This window comes from Achromobacter sp. ESBL13, from assembly GCF_036668755.1.
Lineage (GTDB): Bacteria > Pseudomonadota > Gammaproteobacteria > Burkholderiales > Burkholderiaceae_B > Achromobacter.
The window spans coordinates 378,211-394,540 of sequence record NZ_JAZEVT010000001.1 but is presented as its reverse complement, the minus strand read 5'-3'; the positions used below and the strand labels follow the sequence as shown (position 1 = coordinate 394,540).

The 16,330-nt window shown below is 65.8% G+C and carries 17 protein-coding genes; 12 read left to right on the top strand and 5 right to left on the bottom strand.

What is annotated here, in order from left to right; translation table 11 throughout:
• Window positions 1-23 precede the first annotated feature (23 nt).
• Both lldR and dld read left to right on the top strand, forming a co-directional pair.
• Window positions 24-791 carry a transcriptional regulator LldR gene (gene lldR, locus V6F88_RS01805; protein ID WP_332607646.1) on the top strand — a complete coding sequence of 256 codons (768 nt, stop codon included), beginning with the start codon at window positions 24-26 and terminating at the stop codon, window positions 789-791.
• On the top strand, window positions 788-2,560 hold the full coding sequence (gene dld, locus V6F88_RS01800) for a D-lactate dehydrogenase (protein ID WP_332607645.1): 1,773 nt from the start codon (window positions 788-790) through the stop codon (window positions 2,558-2,560). Before lldR ends, dld begins: the two co-directional genes overlap by 4 nt.
• A gap of 1 nt (window position 2,561) precedes the next feature.
• Here the strand turns inward: dld and purF are convergent, their stop codons facing one another.
• The 4 genes from purF to folC all read right to left on the bottom strand — a co-directional run bounded on the left by purF (window position 2,562) and on the right by folC (window position 6,826).
• A complete protein-coding gene (gene purF, locus V6F88_RS01795) occupies window positions 2,562-4,082 on the bottom strand; it encodes an amidophosphoribosyltransferase (RefSeq protein ID WP_120155022.1) in 1,521 nt (506 codons plus the stop codon).
• A gap of 30 nt (window positions 4,083-4,112) precedes the next feature.
• Entirely contained in the window at window positions 4,113-4,601 is a 489-nt protein-coding gene (locus V6F88_RS01790; protein WP_046807457.1) for a CvpA family protein, read from the bottom strand.
• Window positions 4,601-5,452 carry an SPOR domain-containing protein gene (locus V6F88_RS01785; protein WP_332607644.1) on the bottom strand — a complete coding sequence of 284 codons (852 nt, stop codon included), beginning with the start codon at window positions 5,450-5,452 and terminating at the stop codon, window positions 4,601-4,603. Before V6F88_RS01785 ends, V6F88_RS01790 begins: the two co-directional genes overlap by 1 nt.
• Before the next feature lie 63 nt (window positions 5,453-5,515).
• Window positions 5,516-6,826 carry a bifunctional tetrahydrofolate synthase/dihydrofolate synthase gene (gene folC, locus V6F88_RS01780; protein ID WP_332607642.1) on the bottom strand — a complete coding sequence of 437 codons (1,311 nt, stop codon included), beginning with the start codon at window positions 6,824-6,826 and terminating at the stop codon, window positions 5,516-5,518.
• Between the two features lie 164 nt (window positions 6,827-6,990).
• On the opposite strand from folC, the gene V6F88_RS01775 reads away from it, so the two are divergent.
• From V6F88_RS01775 to V6F88_RS01760, 4 genes are all read left to right on the top strand, one after another.
• A complete protein-coding gene (locus V6F88_RS01775) occupies window positions 6,991-7,407 on the top strand; it encodes a cupin domain-containing protein (protein WP_332607641.1) in 417 nt (138 codons plus the stop codon).
• 73 nt (window positions 7,408-7,480) lie between these two features.
• Entirely contained in the window at window positions 7,481-8,452 is a 972-nt protein-coding gene (locus V6F88_RS01770) for a Bug family tripartite tricarboxylate transporter substrate binding protein (protein WP_332607640.1), read from the top strand.
• Window positions 8,449-9,777: a CaiB/BaiF CoA transferase family protein gene (locus tag V6F88_RS01765; RefSeq protein WP_332607639.1), complete on the top strand. Its 1,329-nt coding sequence runs from the start codon at window positions 8,449-8,451 to the stop codon at window positions 9,775-9,777. The genes V6F88_RS01770 and V6F88_RS01765 overlap by 4 nt, the downstream gene beginning before the upstream one ends.
• The gene (locus V6F88_RS01760) at window positions 9,777-10,943 is read left to right on the top strand and encodes an acyl-CoA dehydrogenase family protein (RefSeq protein ID WP_332607638.1); all 1,167 of its coding nucleotides are present in this window, start codon (window positions 9,777-9,779) and stop codon (window positions 10,941-10,943) included. Before V6F88_RS01765 ends, V6F88_RS01760 begins: the two co-directional genes overlap by 1 nt.
• 43 nt (window positions 10,944-10,986) lie before the next feature.
• Here V6F88_RS01760 and V6F88_RS01755 read toward each other — a convergent pair whose 3' ends face one another.
• The gene (locus V6F88_RS01755; protein ID WP_332607637.1) at window positions 10,987-11,724 is read right to left on the bottom strand and encodes an IclR family transcriptional regulator; all 738 of its coding nucleotides are present in this window, start codon (window positions 11,722-11,724) and stop codon (window positions 10,987-10,989) included.
• Between the two features lie 143 nt (window positions 11,725-11,867).
• Here V6F88_RS01755 and V6F88_RS01750 point away from each other — a divergent pair, with 143 nt between their 5' ends.
• The 6 genes from V6F88_RS01750 (at window position 11,868) to V6F88_RS01725 (ending at window position 16,310) form a co-directional block, all read left to right on the top strand.
• Window positions 11,868-12,245, top strand: coding sequence for a flagellar protein FlaG (locus V6F88_RS01750; RefSeq protein WP_332607636.1), 378 nt, complete (start codon window positions 11,868-11,870; stop codon window positions 12,243-12,245).
• Between the two features lie 143 nt (window positions 12,246-12,388).
• Window positions 12,389-13,777, top strand: a complete 1,389-nt coding sequence (gene fliD, locus V6F88_RS01745) for a flagellar filament capping protein FliD (RefSeq protein WP_332607635.1) — start codon at window positions 12,389-12,391, stop codon at window positions 13,775-13,777.
• A gap of 19 nt (window positions 13,778-13,796) precedes the next feature.
• The gene (fliS, locus tag V6F88_RS01740) at window positions 13,797-14,225 is read left to right on the top strand and encodes a flagellar export chaperone FliS (RefSeq protein WP_046807466.1); all 429 of its coding nucleotides are present in this window, start codon (window positions 13,797-13,799) and stop codon (window positions 14,223-14,225) included.
• A 47-nt stretch (window positions 14,226-14,272) separates the two neighbouring features.
• Window positions 14,273-14,629: a flagellar protein FliT gene (locus tag V6F88_RS01735; protein WP_332608918.1), complete on the top strand. Its 357-nt coding sequence runs from the start codon at window positions 14,273-14,275 to the stop codon at window positions 14,627-14,629.
• A complete protein-coding gene (gene fliK / locus V6F88_RS01730; protein ID WP_332607634.1) occupies window positions 14,626-15,981 on the top strand; it encodes a flagellar hook-length control protein FliK in 1,356 nt (451 codons plus the stop codon). Before V6F88_RS01735 ends, fliK begins: the two co-directional genes overlap by 4 nt.
• Entirely contained in the window at window positions 15,981-16,310 is a 330-nt protein-coding gene (locus tag V6F88_RS01725; protein WP_332607632.1) for an EscU/YscU/HrcU family type III secretion system export apparatus switch protein, read from the top strand. The genes fliK and V6F88_RS01725 overlap by 1 nt, the downstream gene beginning before the upstream one ends.
• Window positions 16,311-16,330 lie beyond the last annotated feature (20 nt).

The following is a 16,330-nucleotide window of genomic DNA, read 5'->3' as shown; positions in this document are numbered from 1 at the left end:
CAAATTGGTCGTACCAATATCTCATGCGCCTGTCAGACCAAGTCGCTGAAAAGCTGTTATCCCTGATCCAGGCCCGGGACATCCCGCCGGGCGGAAGGTTGCCCGCCGAACGCGGCCTGGCGCAAAGCCTGGGCGTATCGCGCACGGCGTTGCGTGAAGCGATCCAGAAGCTGTCCAGCCACGGCATCCTGATCAGCCGCGTCGGCGCCGGCACTTTCCTGGCGGCCGACGCGCATCAATGGCCGCAGGAATCGATGTCGCCGCTGGCCGCGCTGATGCAGCATGACCCGCAGTACCGCTATGACGTGCTGGAAACGCGCTGCGCGCTGGAAACCAGCACCGCCGGCTATGCCGCCCAGCGCGCCACCGATGCGGACAAAGCCAAGATCCAACGCTGCTTCGACCAGATGGTCGACTACCAGCAACGCGGCAATGCCGAGCTCTCGGCCCACGCCGACGCGCAGTTTCACCTGGCCATCGCCGAAGCCTCGCACAACCTGGTGCTGCTGCAAGTCATGCGGGGGCTGTTCGACCTGATGCTGTCCACGGTGGCGCAAAACCGCCGCATCATGGTCATCCAGGACAGCCCGGCCTCGCACGACAAGCTGACGCATCAACATCAGGCGCTGATGCAGAGCATCCTGGATGGCGACCCCGATCAGGCGCGCGCCGTCATCGGCCAGCATCTGGACTACATCCGCGCCACGCTCGTCAAAATGGACGAAGACGCCGCCCGCCGCGACCGCGCCACCCGCTTGCCCTTCCCGCCCCCGACTCTGCCCCAACCATGACGCCACCCACCGCCCCCAACACCGGCAGCCAGCTGCTTACCCAATTGCGCGCCGTGGTCGGCCACGGGCATGTACTGACCGGCGATTCGGCCACGCGCCGCTTTCGTCGCGGCCATCGTACGGGCGAAGGCCGCGTGCTTGCCGTGGTACGGCCGGGCACGCTGCTGGAGCAGTGGCGCGTGCTGCAAGCCGTGGTGCAATCTGGCCGCATCGTCATCATGCAGGCGGCCAACACCGGCCTGACCGGCGGGTCCACGCCCGATGGCGATCAGTACGACCGCGAGATCGTGCTGATCAGCACGCTGCGCATTCCCGGTGTGCAAGTGATCCGCGACGGGCGGCAGGTGGTGTGTCTGCCCGGCGCCACGCTGGACCGGCTGGAGCAGACGCTGGCGCCGCTGGGCCGCGAGCCGCATTCGGTAATCGGGTCGTCCTGCATCGGGGCGTCGGTGCTGGGCGGGGTGTGCAATAACTCGGGCGGCGCCTTGCTGCGGCGCGGGCCCGCCTATACCGAACTGGCGCTGTATGCGCGCGTGAATGACGACGGCTCGCTTGCCTTGGTCAACCATCTGGGTATTGACCTGGGGCAGACCCCCGAAGAGATCCTGACCCGTTTGCAGGCCGGCGACTATGGTCCCGGCGATATCCGCGATGACGTGGGCGCGGCGTCGGACCCCAACTATGCCGAGCATGTGCGCCAGATCGATGCGCCCACGCCGGCGCGCTTCAATGCCGACCCCTCACGCCTGCACGAAGCCTCGGGCTCGGCCGGCCGCGTCTGCCTGTTCGCGGTGCGGCTGGACACGTTCGAGCGCGAGCCCAGCACGGTGTTTTATATCGGCAGCAATCTGCCCGACGACCTGACCGCCGTGCGCCGGGAACTGCTGGCCAATCTTGCACGGCTGCCGATCGCGGGCGAATACATCCATCGCGACGCATTCGACATCGGCGCGCGCTACGGCAAAGACGTGTTTCTGCTGATCGACAAACTGGGCACGGCACGCGTGCCCAAGGCATTCGCCATCAAGAGCCGACTGGACGGCATTGCGGAACGACTGGGCTTGCCCGGCGTGGTTGACCGCGCGATACAGGCCGTGGTGGCCCTGCTGCCGAATCATCTGCCGCGCCGCATGCGCGACTACCGCGACCGCTACGAACACCATCTGCTGCTGCGCGTGTCCAACGATACGGCCGAGGCCACGCGCGCCTTCCTCACGACGCATTTCGCGGGCCGCACGGATGCGGCGTTCTTTGAATGCGACGCCGAGGAAGGACGCAAAGCCTTCCTGCATCGCTTCGCCATCGCGGGTGCGGCAATCCGCTATCGCGACACGCATCGCTTAACGGTGCAGGACATCGTGCCGCTGGACATCGCGCTGCGCCGCAATGACCACGAATGGGTCGAGACGCTGCCGGCTGACATGGAACGCGACATCGTGCACAAGCTGTATTACGGGCACTTCTTCTGCCACGTGTTTCACCAGGACTACATCGTGCGCAAGGGCGTCGACCCGGTCGCGATGGAGCACCGCATGTGGGCATTGCTGGACGCGCGGCAGGCGGAATATCCGGCCGAGCACAACGTGGGTCACTTGTATGTCGCCAAGCCGGCGTTGGCCGCGTTCTATCGCGAACTGGACCCCACCAACACATTCAACCCCGGCATCGGGCACACATCAAAACTGTTGAATTGGGGCGCCTGCTGCGGCCAGCAAGGGCTGCCGGCCGCTTACCGCGGCCAAGAGGATGGCCGCGGCGCGCAGGGGTAGATCAGGCGTCGTTGGCAGCGTAGCCCATGTTGAATTGCAGGCCGCTGGCGCCTTCGTCCTGGCCGGGTTCGGCGCGCGACTGACCCAGGCGGGCCAGGTATTCGGCGGTGATGTCGCCCGTGACATATTCGCCGTCGAAGCACGAAGCCTCGAAGCGCTGCATCTTGGGGTTCAGGTCACGCACCGACTGCTGCATGTCGGACAGGTCCTGGTAGATCAACGAATCAGCACCGATGGCGCGGGCGATTTCTTCGTCGCTGCGGCCGGTGGCGATCAGCTCCGATTGCGTGGGCATGTCGATGCCGTACACGTTCGGGAAACGCACCGGAGGCGCGGCGGAGGCGAAATACACCTTGTTGGCGCCGGCGGCGCGCGCCATGTCGACGATTTCGCGGCTGGTGGTGCCACGCACGATGGAGTCATCAACCAGCAGCACGTTCTTGCCCTTGAACTCCATGCCGATGGCGTTGAGCTTCTGGCGCACGGACTTACGGCGCACAGCCTGGCCCGGCATGATGAACGTGCGGCCCACGTAACGGTTCTTGATGAGCCCTTCGCGGTAGTCCAGGTTCAGGCGCGCGGCCAGCTGCATGGCGGCGGGACGCGAGGAATCCGGAATCGGCATGACGACATCGATGTCGCCCAGGCGCATGTTGCGCGCGACCTTGTCGGCCAGGTATTCACCCATGCGCAGGCGGGCGTCGTAGACCGACACGCCGTCGATCAGCGAATCCGGACGCGCAAAGTACACGTATTCGAAAATGCAGGGCACCAGCTGCGGGTTTTCGGCACACTGGCGGCTGACGAAGCGGCCGTCCAGGTCGACGAACACAGCCTCGCCGGGCTCGACGTCGCGCACGAAGACAAAGCCACTGCCTTCCAGCGCCACGGATTCCGAGGCCACCATCCATTCAACGCCTTCGTCGGTTTCCATGCGGCCGATACACAACGGGCGGATGCCGTTGGGGTCGCGGAAGGCCAGCAGGCCGTAACCGGAAATCTGCGCCACGACGGCATAGGCGCCACGCACGCGCTTATGCACGGCCGACACCGCGCGGAAGATCGCGTCGTCGTCCAGCGACACACCGTTGGCCGACGATTGCAGTTCGTGCGCCAGCACGTTCAGCAGCACTTCGGAATCGGAGTTCGTGTTGATGTGGCGGCGGTCGACGCGGTACAGCGATTCACGCAGTTCACGCCAGTTGGTCAGGTTGCCGTTGTGGGCAAACATGATGCCGAACGGGGCGTTGACGTAGAACGGCTGGGCCTCTTCCTCGCTGGCGCTGGAGCCCGCGGTGGGATAGCGGACCTGGCCGACGCCGGACGTACCCGGCAACGAACGCATGTTGCGCGTACGGAAAACGTCGCGCACCAGGCCGTGAGCCTTGTACATATTGAATTGGTTGCCTTGCGACGTCGCGATGCCCGCGGCGTCCTGCCCGCGATGCTGCAACAACAGCAAGCTGTCATAGAGCAGCTGGTTGACCGGCCCGCGCCCGATGACCCCTACGATTCCACACATGGTGAGATTTCCTGGTTGATTTGAAGCTAATCAATACGGCAGCCACGTCGCCAAAGACGGCGGCAGCCACGTTTTGATATGTTTGATGGCCTCGATGGCCGAATGCGAAAACATGGCGTCCTTCCACCACGGCTCTTGGGGTAGCGGCGTATAGCCGGCAGCGGCAACCAGCGCCAGCACGATCAGCAGACCACGGGCCAGCCCGAACATTCCGCCCAGGCCGTGATCGGCCGGGCTGAGTCCGGTACTGCGGATCAAGGCGGCTAGCGTCATGTTGACCAAACCCACACCGAGCAGCACTAGGATGAACACCACGGCGTATGAGACTCCCATGCGCAGCAGCGTCGTTTCAATATAGGGCTCAAGCCACGTATATACCGTGGGGCCCCACCATATCGCGGCCACAAAGGCCAGCAGATAGGCGACCAGCGACAGCACCTCTTTGAGCAGGCCGCGCACCAGGCCCAGCACACCCGAGACCGCCAGGATGGCCAGCACGACGAAGTCGAAACCGGTCACTATTGGGCGGCGATAAAACCATTGTCATAGCCCAAGGTGCGCAAGCGCGCCTGGGCCGCCTGTGCCGCTTCGCGCGAGGGGAACGGCCCCACGCGCAAACGGTACTGCTGCTTGCCTCCGATGGAGGCCTGTTCAACGAATGCATTGGTAACGCCGGCCTGATGCAGTTTGCCGCGGCGCGATTGGGCATCTTCCGACGTGGTGTACGCCGCGATCTGCAAGACGAAATTGCCCTTGGCGGCTGGCTTGGGGGTGGCGGCCGGCGCCGAAGCGGCCGGTGCAGAGCGCCCTTCCAGCAGTGCCAATGCGCGCGCGCCGTCATCGGAGCGCGTGTCGGGCTTGGCCGGCGTGGCGGGTTTGGCTTCCGGCTTGGCCTCGGGCTTGGGTTCCGGCTTGGGCTTGGCTTCGGGCTTGGGCGGCACCAGCGGCGGCGTGACCTGCACCGTGGTCCCCTGCGCGGTGGACGCCGTCGCGGTGGGCGGCGTGGACGTCACGGCAGGCGGCGTGGGCACCGGGGTTTCCGTGGGCGCGGCGCCTGTAGCTGCGCCGTTCCCGGCGGTGGCGCCCGATGCGGCTGCGCCCGACCCGGCGGCCTGCGGCTCGCTTACCTGCGGTTGGAAGGGGGTGTTGCGGTCCGGCACGCGGATGGGGATGTTGTCGGCAACCGGCACCGGCTGCGAATCAAGCACCATGGGCAGGATGATGACCGCCGCCAGCACAAGGGCGACGGCGCCTGCCAACCTGCGCCGCGCACGGCCGCGCAACTGCGCAGCCTGAACCTCGCTAGGCACTGCCGCCCGTTTAGAGGACTGCGCCTGGTCGGCAGGATCTTTGCGATTGAAAAAACCCATGGAAGAGAATTCCTTGCGGCGCCTTGCGGCAATATGGCGGCGGGCCGCCATGACCCGTTTTGCCTATGCCTTGCGACCCAGAGCCTGCAAAACCGAGGCCACGGTGAGAAACGACCCAAACACGACGATTCTATCATTCTCGACCGCCCGTTCGCGCGCCGCCGCAAAGGCTTGCGCGGGATCGTCGAAGGCGGCGATGCTGGGCGTTTCCGCCCCCGCGGGCGATGGCGGCAAGGCGGCGGCAACCTTGTCGGCCAGCGCCTGGCCCGACGTGCCGCGCGGCCCCGGAAGCCCTGCGCAATACCAGTGGTCGATACGGGTGCCCAGCTTGGCGATGACGCCGGCCAGGTCCTTATCGTTCAGCATGCCGAACACCGCGTGGGTGTACGGATGAAAGCCCATGTTGTCCAGATTTTGCGCCAGCACGGCGGCGGCATGCGGGTTGTGCGCCACGTCCAGAATCACCGACGGCTGGCCGGGCAGAATCTGGAAACGGCCCGGCAACGAGGCTTGCAGCAAGCCCAGCCGCACCGCCTGCTGCTGCACCGGCAGCCGGTCGCGCACCGATTCCAGCGCGGCCAGCGCGGCCGAGGCGTTCAGCAACTGGTTGGCGCCGCGCAGCGCCGGGTACGCCAGCGCGCTGCGGCGCTGCTCACGCCCGCCATACGCCCATTGCTGGCGGTCGCCGGAATAGTTGTAGTCGCGCCCGAACAGCCAGAGATCCGCGCCGATTTTTTCAACGTGATCCAGGAGCGATTGCGGCGGCACCGGGTCGCTGCAAATGGCCGGGCGGTCGGCGCGGTAGATGTGGGCCTTTTCGAAGCCGATTTTCTCGCGCGTGTCGCCCAGCCAGTCGGTGTGGTCCAGGTCTACGCTGGTGACGATGGCGCAATCGGCGTCGACGATATTGACGGCGTCCAGCCGCCCGCCCAGCCCCACTTCCAGCACGATGGCGTCAAGCCGCGTTTGCGAGAACAGCCGCAGGATGGCCAGCGTGGTGAATTCAAAGTAGGTCAGCGAGACCTCGCCGCGCGCCGCCTCGACCGCCTGGAACTGCACGATCAGGTCGGCGTCCGAGGCGATCTGGCCGTTGACGCGGGCACGTTCGTTGAAGTCGATCAGGTGGGGCGACGTGTACAGCCCGACCTTGTACCCGGCCGCCAGCAGGATGGCTTCCAGCATCGCACAGGTGGAACCCTTGCCGTTGGTGCCGCCCACCACGAACTTCACGCCCGACAACTCAAGCCCCATGCGCGTGGCCACGTCGCGCACGCGGTCCAGGCCCATGTCGATCGCGGTGGCGTGAATGGATTCCAGGTACTGGAGCCAGTCGGACAGGGTGGCGGAAGCGTCAGGCGAAGAAACGGGGGACATGTCGGGGCCGAGAGAGGAGATCAGCGCGGGATTTTACCAGTCGATGCCCGGTGTTTTCCCTAATCCCCTAGGGCGCGCCACGGTATCCGTTCCGAAAAAGCGCTTGCCGATGTTTTTCGCATACGTGAAAATGAATTTACGTATGAAAACTTAGACGGACGAACATGACGCAATCTTCAACCCCCCGCTGGCTGGTTCGCGAAGCCGACATCCCCGGCTATCACCCCGCCAATCACACCGGCACCTTGAACCGCCGGCTGATCAGCCCCGAGACGGTCGGCGCGCGCGGCGTGGAAGTGCTGCTGGGCGTGATTGAAAAAGGCCAGGGCGCGCTGCCGCATGCGCATCCGGGCATCGAACAGGTCTGTTATCTGCTGTCCGGCACCGCGCGCGCGCAGGTGGCGGACGAAACGGCCGACATGGTGGCGGGCGACTGCTGCTACTTCCCACCCGACATCCCCCACGTATTTACCGTGACCAGCGACGAGCCCGCCAGGCTGCTGGTGATCTACACCCCTCCGTACGAAGAATCCCCCGACCGCGTGATCCGGGACTTTCCGGCGCCCTCGCCCGCCGCCTGACGCGGCGCGGCAACAAGCAGCGGACGCAGAGCCGCGCTTGCATTCCCTGTCTATAAAAACTGGAGACAAACCCATGCACCCCTTCCGTCTATTCGGCACCGCCCTGCTCAGCGGCGCGGCAATGTTGGCCGCGCCCCTGGCGCACGCGGCCGACTACCCGAACAAGCCCATCACCTTGATCGTGCCCTTCCCGGCCGGTTCAGGCACCGACGCCGTCGGCCGCATCTTCGGCCAGGAACTGTCTACCATCCTGGGCCAACAGATCGTCGTCGAGAACAAGCCGGGCGCCAACGCGACGATCGCCGCCAGCTATGTGGCGCGCGCCAAGCCGGACGGCTACACGCTGTTCGTCACCACCAATACGTCGCACTCCGCCGCGCCCTGGTTGATGAAGAACGTGTCCTACGACCCCGTCAAGGATTTCACACCCATCGCGCGGGGCGGCAACCTGCCCTTCATCCTGGTGGTGAACCCGAAACGGCCCTGGAAGAACGTGGCCGAACTGGTGGCCGACGCGAAGAAGAACCCCGGCCGCATCACCTACGCCAGCGGCAACAGCACGGGCATCGTCGCGGGCGCGACGCTGGCGGACCGCGCCAAGATCGACATCCTGCACGTGCCGTACAAGGGCACGCCGCAGGGGCTGACCGACGTGGTGGGTGGCCAGGTGGATTTCATGTTCACCGACCTGGCTTCCGGCCTGCCCTTCGTGCAGTCGGGCCAGCTGCGGGCGCTAGCCGTGTCCACCGCCGACCGCAGCGCCATCGTGCCGGACCTGCCGTCCATGGCCGAGGCCGGCGTGAAGGACTTTGACCTGAATTCCTGGAACGGCTACTTCGGCCCGGCCGGCCTGCCGCCCGAGGTGGTCGCCAAACTGAATGCCGCCATCAACCAGGTGGTTGCCAAGCCCGACGTGAAAAAGCGCCTGGCGGGCCTGGGTTTCGACGCCTTTTCAGGCACGCCGCAGGAGTTCGCCACGTTCGTCAGCGAACAGCGCGACCTGTGGGGCAAGCTGATCAAAGACGCGGGGATCCAACAACAATGACGCAGCATTCAGCCGCTGATGCCGTGCCAGGGGCGGTGCCTGGCGTAGCCGCCGGCGACGCAGTTGAACCCGGCTTCGGGACGACATCCGACACCGCCCCGGCCACCGGGCTTGCGCCTGCCGCCAGTGGCCCGCTGGCCGGCGTGCGCATCCTGGACCTGAGCTCGGTCGTGATGGGCCCGTACGCCACGCAGACGCTGGCGGACCTGGGCGCCGATGTCATCAAGGTGGAATCGCCCGCGGGCGACAACATGCGCGCCGTGGGCCCCATGCGCAATCCGGGCATGGGCCACCTGTACCTGCACCTGAACCGCAACAAACGGTCCATCGTGCTGGACCTGAAGACGCCCGAGGGCTTGGCGGCCTGCCTGAAACTGGCCGAAACCTGCGACGCGCTGCTCTACAACATCCGGCCGCAGGCCATGGCGCGGCTGGGCTTGTCTTACGAGGCGGTGGCCGCGCGTAACCCGCGCATCGTCTACCTGGGCGCCTACGGCTTCGGCGAGGCCGGCCCCTACGCCGGCCGCCCCGCCTACGACGACCTGATCCAGGGGCAGACGGGCATCGCCGCGCTATCTGCCCAGCAAAGCGGCGACGTGCCGCGCTATGCGCCGCTGACGCTTGCGGACCGCGCGGTGGGCCTGCACGTGGGCATCGCGCTCGTGTCCGCCGTGCTGCACGCCAAGACCACGGGGCGCGGCCAGCAGGTCGAGATCCCGATGTTTGAAGGCATGGCGCACCTGGTGCTGGGCGATCACCTGGGTGGGGCGACCTTTGAGCCGCCGCTGGGCCCAACCGGCTATGCCCGGCTGCTGGCGCCGCACCGCCGCCCTTACGCCACGGCCGACGGTTATCTGTGCTTGCTGATCTACAACGACAAGCACTGGCGCAACTTCTTCAAGCTGATCGAGCAACCGGAATTGGCCCAGGACCCGCGCTTTTGCACACATGGCGCGCGGGCGGCGCACATCAGCGAGGTCTACGCCTTCGTGGCCGATGTGATCCGTACCCGCAGCACCGACCACTGGCTGGCAGCGATGGCCGGCGCCGACATTCCGGCCTCGCAGCTGTACACCGTGGACGACCTGCTGCAAGACGAGCACCTGGCCGCCACCGACTTCATCCGCCACATCGACCACCCCAGCGAAGGCCCGCTGCGCACCCCCGCGCCGCTGGGCCATTACCAAGGCACGCCGACATCGCTGCGCCGGCCCGCCCCCCGGCTGGGCGAACACAGCCGCGAGGTGCTGGCGCAGGCCGGCTACGACGACGCCCGGATCGACGACCTGCTCGCCCGTGGCATTACCCAGGACGGAAACGACTGATGGACTTTGCTTTCACCCCCGACCAATTGGCGTTGCGCGACGCTGTTTCGCGCATCTGTGACCGCTACCCCGACGAATACTGGCTGGAGCGCGACCGCGAAGGCGGCTTTCCCGAGCCCCTGCATGCCGATCTGGCCCGCGACGGCTGGCTGGGCATTGCGATGCCGCAGGAATACGGCGGCGCGGGCCTGGGCATGACCGAAGCCGCGCTGATGATGCAGACCATCGCCGCGTCCGGCGCGGGATTTACCGGCGCGTCGGCCGTGCACATGAACATCTTCGGGCTGAACCCGGTAGTGGTGTTCGGCAGCGACGAGCAGCGTGGCCGCTGGCTGGAACCGCTGATCGCCGGCCGCGAAAAAGCCTGCTTCGCGGTGACCGAGCCCGATGCCGGGCTGGACACCACCAAGCTGTCCACCCGCGCCGTGCGCCAGGGCGACGAATACGTGGTGCACGGGCGCAAGATCTGGATATCGACGGCGCAAGTCGCCACCAAAATGCTGCTGCTGGCGCGCACCACGCCGTTGTCCGAAGTGGACAAGCCCACCCAGGGCCTGTCGCTGTTCTATACGGACCTGGACCGCGAAAAGATCGAAGTGCGCGAGATCGAGAAAATGGGCCGCAAAGCCGTGGACTCGAACATGCTGTTCATCGATGGCCTGCGCATCCCCGTGGCCGACCGCATCGGCGAAGAAGGCCGGGGCTTTGAATACATCCTGCACGGCTTGAACCCCGAACGCATCCTGATCGCCGCCGAAGCCGTGGGCATCGGTCGCGCGGCGCTGGACCGGGCGGTGAAATATGCCGGCGAACGCACCGTGTTCGGCCGCCCGATTGGCCAGAACCAGGGCATCCAGCACCCGCTGGCGCAAGCCTGGATGCAGCTGGAGGCCGCGGACTTGATGGTCTTCAAGGCCGCCAGCCTGTACGACGCCGGCCAGCCTTGCGGCCCCTACGCCAACACGGCCAAATATCTGGCGGCCGAAGCCGGCTACAACGCCTGCCAGACGGCGGTGATGACGCTGGGTGGCATGGGCTACGCCAAGGAATACCACGTGGAACGACTGCTGCGCGAGAGCTTCATTCCGCGCATTGCGCCCGTCAGCCCGCAGCTGATCATGTGCTTTATCGCCGAAAAGGTGCTGGGGCTGCCGAAGTCGTATTGAGGATTCAGGGGCGGCCCACCCCGGCCCGCCCCAGCCCGCGCCGTCAGGCCTGCTGTTCCAGCGCCGTGCAGGCCGCCCGCAGGATGCGCGCATAGGCCTCTTGCTGCGGCTCGATGCGGTAGATCGGGCCGCCCACCGAAATCGCATAGTGCTCGCCCGACAGCGTGACGGGCCACGCGATGGCGCCCACGTCGGCGATCGATTCCCCGCTGTTCATGAACCAGCCGCGTTGCCGCGAGCGTTGAAGATCGTCTTCCAGCGCCTCGGCGGTAACCAGCGTGCGCTCGTTGTAGCGCGTCATCGGCGTGCCGGCCAGAACGGCCTGGCGCGCGGCCTCGTCCATTAGCGACATCAGCGCCTTGCCCAGCGAATTAGCGTGTACGTCCTTGAACTCGCCGGCAACAGGCGCGTATCGGATGGTATGGGGCGAATCCAGCACGTCCAGATAAACGACGCGGCTGTCTTGCGTGAGCTTGGCGAAAACCACGGTTTCGCGGGTGGCGTCGCGCAATTCGGCCAGGCTGGGATAGACGCGGTCCAGAACCGGGTCGGCACGCGCGATGCGTTGCGCCATGGCAAGCAGCCGACCCGTGGGGTAGTACCCCTGGCGCCGGCCGGTTTCGTACAGATAGCCCAGGCCGGTCAGGGTGCGGATCAGCGCCAGGCAGCTGGACACCGGAACGTCAAGCAGACGGGCCAGTTCCGACAAGGGCAACGCGCGCTTTTCGCGGGCAAAGGTTTCGATGATTTCGATGACTCGCAGCGCCGTCTTGACACTCATTGCCCGATCCAAACTGATTAGCACGTGAAAGACCCAGCCCCGCCGGGGGCTAAAGTTCCCTGCAAAGGTGCCGTAATCGTAGCTGAGAATTCCCTGAAAACAGCGCGTTCCTCCGAGACGCCCACATCGCCGCTGGAGTGATCATGGCCGTAACCCCCCTAGCCCCCGCTACGTTCGCACCCGCTGCGCCCGTGTTGGCCCCCGTTGCAGCCGAACCGGCTGTAAGCGTGACGCCCGCCGCCGCCGCCACGAACAGCGGCGCCTCCGACAGTGCCACGTCGGACCAATCAGATTCGCAGAAGCTGCCGCTGGACAAGGCGCTGGACGAAATCAACGACCAGATGAAGGCGTGGTCGACTCAGCTTCAGTTCGAGATAGACCCGAACGTGCATCAGGTGGTGGTGTCGGTGGTGGACGCGGAGTCGGGCGATGTCATTCGCACGATCCCCAGTGAAACCGTGCTGAAGATCGCCAAAATGATCGTGAACATGCAAGGCAATGGCATCAAGACTTCGGCGTAAGTGACCCTTAAAACGGTGTTTTCCATGCAAGTTGGCGCCATTTCGTGAGGGAAACCCCGAATTAGGCCCGCCTTATGCCCTTACCCGGCCAATCGCCGGCACCATATTTTTGACAGAATCGCATCGCTAGGAAGGAATTTCACATGGCTTCTATTACCAACCTTGGGTCCGTGTCCGGCTTGCCGCTGGAAAAGATCCTGTCGGATTTGCAAGACGCCGAGACGAAAAAGCTCGAGGTCTACACGACCCGCGCCCAAAGCTACCAAACCCGTATCGACGCTTACTCGCAACTGCAAAGCGCGTTGGAAGCCCTTCAGTCGTCTGCCGCCGTACTGGGCAAGACCGAAACGATGGCTGCCATCAAGGGCAGCGTGACCGGCGGTTCCGCCCTGACGGCCACCGTGGCCGCGGAAGGCGCGGTGGCTGGCCAATACACCATCGAAGTGAAAAACCTGGCGCGTGCCCAAAGCCTGCAATCGTCGGCCGTGGCCGACCGCACGGCCAAGAACGGCGCCACCGGCACGTTTGAAATCGAGCTGGCCGACGGCACCAAACGTACCATCGACCTGAAAGACGACACGTCGCTGAACGGAATCGTCAAAGCCATCAACGCCGATGACAAGGCAGGCCTGCGCGCCACGGTCATCAACGACGGCAACGGCAACAACTTCCTGATGCTGACCGCGCGCGATACGGGCGAAAAGGCGTCGGTCAAGTCCATTACCGTCAACGGCGACCAGTCGCTGAAAGACATCCTGACGTTCAGCACCGACGCCGGCGGCGTCACCAGCGGCATGACGGCCACCAAGGGCCAGGACGCCGAAGTCATCATCAACGGCATCGCGGTCAAGAGCGGGTCGAACAACATTTCGACCGCCATCGACGGCATCACGCTGAACCTGGCTGAAAAGACAGACGCCGACAAGCCGATCACGCTGAAGCTCGAAGCCGACACGACGGTCGCCAGCAAGGCCGTGCAGGACTTCGTCACCAAGTACAAGACGCTGCAAACCACGATCAAGAACCTGACGTCGTTCGATGCCAAGGCCTCCACCAACCAGCCGCTGACCGGCGACGGCACGACGCGTTCGATCCAGTCGGCCCTGTCCGGCGCGCTGCAAGGCGTTCTGGGCAGCGGCACGCTGAAATCGATGGCCGATCTGGGCATCACCACCGATGCCACCGCCCGCGAACTGAAGCTGGACACGACCAAGCTGACCAAGGCACTGACGGAAAACCCGGCAGACGTCACCAAGCTGCTGACCGGCGAAAACGGGCTGGCCAAGAACATCGACGCCGCCCTCAAGGACGTGCTGGGTTCGACGGGTTCGCTCAAGACGCGCAAGGACGGCTTGGCCAAGTCCATCACCGCCGTGGATGCGCAGAAAGCACGGGCCAAGGCGTCCAGCGACGCTGAAATCCAACGGATGCGCGCGCAGTTTGTTGCGCTGGACACCTTCTACATGAAGATGCAAAGCACAGGCAGCTACCTGACCCAGCAGTTTGAGGCAATGAATAAGTCCAACAAGTAATTTATAGAAGATGCATTAAATGACGTATGCCGCCCGACGGCCCTCAGGGTCTTATTCTGTTCGTTCCTACGCCGATATCGGTCTGGAAACGCAAGTCCTGGGCGCAAGCCCGGAGCGGCTGATCACCCTGCTGTATCTGGGTGCGCGGGCGGCCATCGGGCAGGCACGTATCCATTTGAACGAAGGCCGGATCGCCGAACGCGGCGCCGCCATCTCGAAAGCGATCAAGATCGTCGATGAAGGTCTGAAGACGGGGCTTAATATGGAGGCCGGCGGCGACATCGCCGCCAACCTCGCCCTGCTGTACGACTACATCATCCGCACGCTGCTGACGGCGAACCTGAAGGCGGATGCCGAACAGCTGGATATCGCCGACCGGCTGCTGGCCGATCTGGCCGAAGCCTGGCAGACCTCCATCGACCGGCCCGCCGGTGGCATGGAGCCTTAATGGCCCGAACCATGTCCCTAGCCAGCCTGCGCACGCCCGAGATTTCCATGACGTCCCTTACCCAGTCCCCTCCCTCCATCCTGGAAAACTACCAGGAGATTGCGACCATCACGGGGGAAATGCTGTCAGCCGCCCAGGCCGGCGACTGGGATCTGGCAATGGTTCACGGCCAGCAATACTGCGAGCGCGTCGAGCTCCTGCGCCAGACCGAACAGAAGGCGCCGCTGGACGAAGCCACGCGCGCCATGAAGTACGACCTGCTTGTGCGCATCCTGGAAAATGACGCGCTGACGCGTGAGCTGGCCATTCCCCAACTGGCCCGCCTGGGCGAATTGCTGGGGCGCATGAAGCGCCAGCAGACGCTGTTGTCGGCCTACGGATACCAGCAGGCGCCTGAAGAATGAGCGTCGGTCCCGCCGCACTCGGTAACGTCCTGGTGCAGCGGTTGGACGCCGTGCTTGGCACGACGATGTCCGCCGCGAATGCCAACCAGGTTTCAGGCGCCCGGCCGGACGCCGTCAGCCAGCCTGGCGGCCCGGAAAAGCCCGGGTCGTCGGAAGGGTCCACCCGCGATCCCCGGCAAGGCATACAAACTGGCGGCGCCCGAGGCGACCGCCAGAATACCGTTGTCGACGCCAAGACCGCCGCCGCGCTGGCGCTGGCCGCGCGCGGGCTGGTCACCAGCAGCGACACCACCGCGTCCGCGCCGACCACGCTAGGCACCACTGCCCGCACGATTCTTGCCCTGTTGGCGCAATTTCCGGAAGCCGCGCCCGCCGTCCAGGGACGCGCGCCGCTGTGGAACGCCAATGGCGGCGCGGCCGGGCAAGCCTCCGCACAAGCCGGCTCCCAACCCGCGCCCGCAAACGGCCAGCCCCCCCAGCCCGGACAAGCCGCGCAGACGTTGCCGGGCGCCCCGCAGGCGGGCGCTACCGCGAATACCGCCACGCCCTCGGCCGCCCCTTCTGCCGCGACGGCCGGCGCCGATGCGGCCGTCGGCACCAAAGCCGCCCGCCCTGGCGGCCACGCCGACACGGCCGCCACGCGCGGCGCCGACGCCACGGCCCATGCCGCGCTTGCCGCCGGGGGCCCGTCGGCCCGCCTGTTGGGGCAGGCATTGCGCCAGGCCTTGCAGACCAGCGGGCTGTTCTACGAATCGCACCTGACCGACATGGTGTTCGGCCGCACCAACCCGGACGCGCTGCAAAAAGAGCCCCAGGCCAACCTGACCAAAGACCCCGCCCAGCAGAACGCGGCACTGGCGCGCAACCGTGCCGAAGCCCCCGCCGCCAACCGCACGGCCGGTGGTGGCGACGCGGCAACGGGCGCCGGGTCCTCGACCAGCCCGGCGCCTGGCACGCCCGTCGCGGGCATCCATCAGGACCTGACCGTGCTGGTGCGCCAACAGCTGGACGTGCTGGCCAACCAGTCCCTGACCTGGCAAGGCGAAGCCTGGCCCGGCACGCCGATGGAATGGGAAGTGGAACGCGACCCCTACGGTGGCGATCCCGATTCGGCCACGCCCACCTGGGCCACCCGCTTGAAGCTGGACCTGCCGCGCCTGGGTCTGGTGGATGCCCGCCTGAACCTGGCGGGCGACCAGATCGTCTTGCAACTGGTCGCGCCGCTGGCGGCCGGTGAAATCAATGATGCGTCCGACCAGCTGCGCTCGCGCCTGTTGGCCGCCGGCCTGACGCTGAGCAACCTGGCGGTCAGCGTGACCGACCCGCGCCCCGTCATCCCGACCGACTTCTGATGAGCACCCTCTCCTATTCCGAGGACGGCGTCCCCGCTGGCGGCCCCAATGCCAACCGCAATGCGGCCGTCGCCATTTCCTACGACGACAAGGACGGCGCGCCGCGCGTGGTGGCCAAGGGCTACGGCCAGCTTGCCGACACCATCGTGCGCGCCGCCGAGGAAAACGGCCTGTATGTGCATGAGTCCCGGGAACTGGTCGGCTTGCTCATGCAAGTGGACCTGGACGCACATATTCCTCCCCAACTGTACGTAGCGGTGGCAGAATTGCTGGCCTGGCTGTACCGCCTGGAATCGCGCGAGCTTCCCCAAGCGGCGCCGCCCGCCTGACCCCACTTTCTAAGGACCAC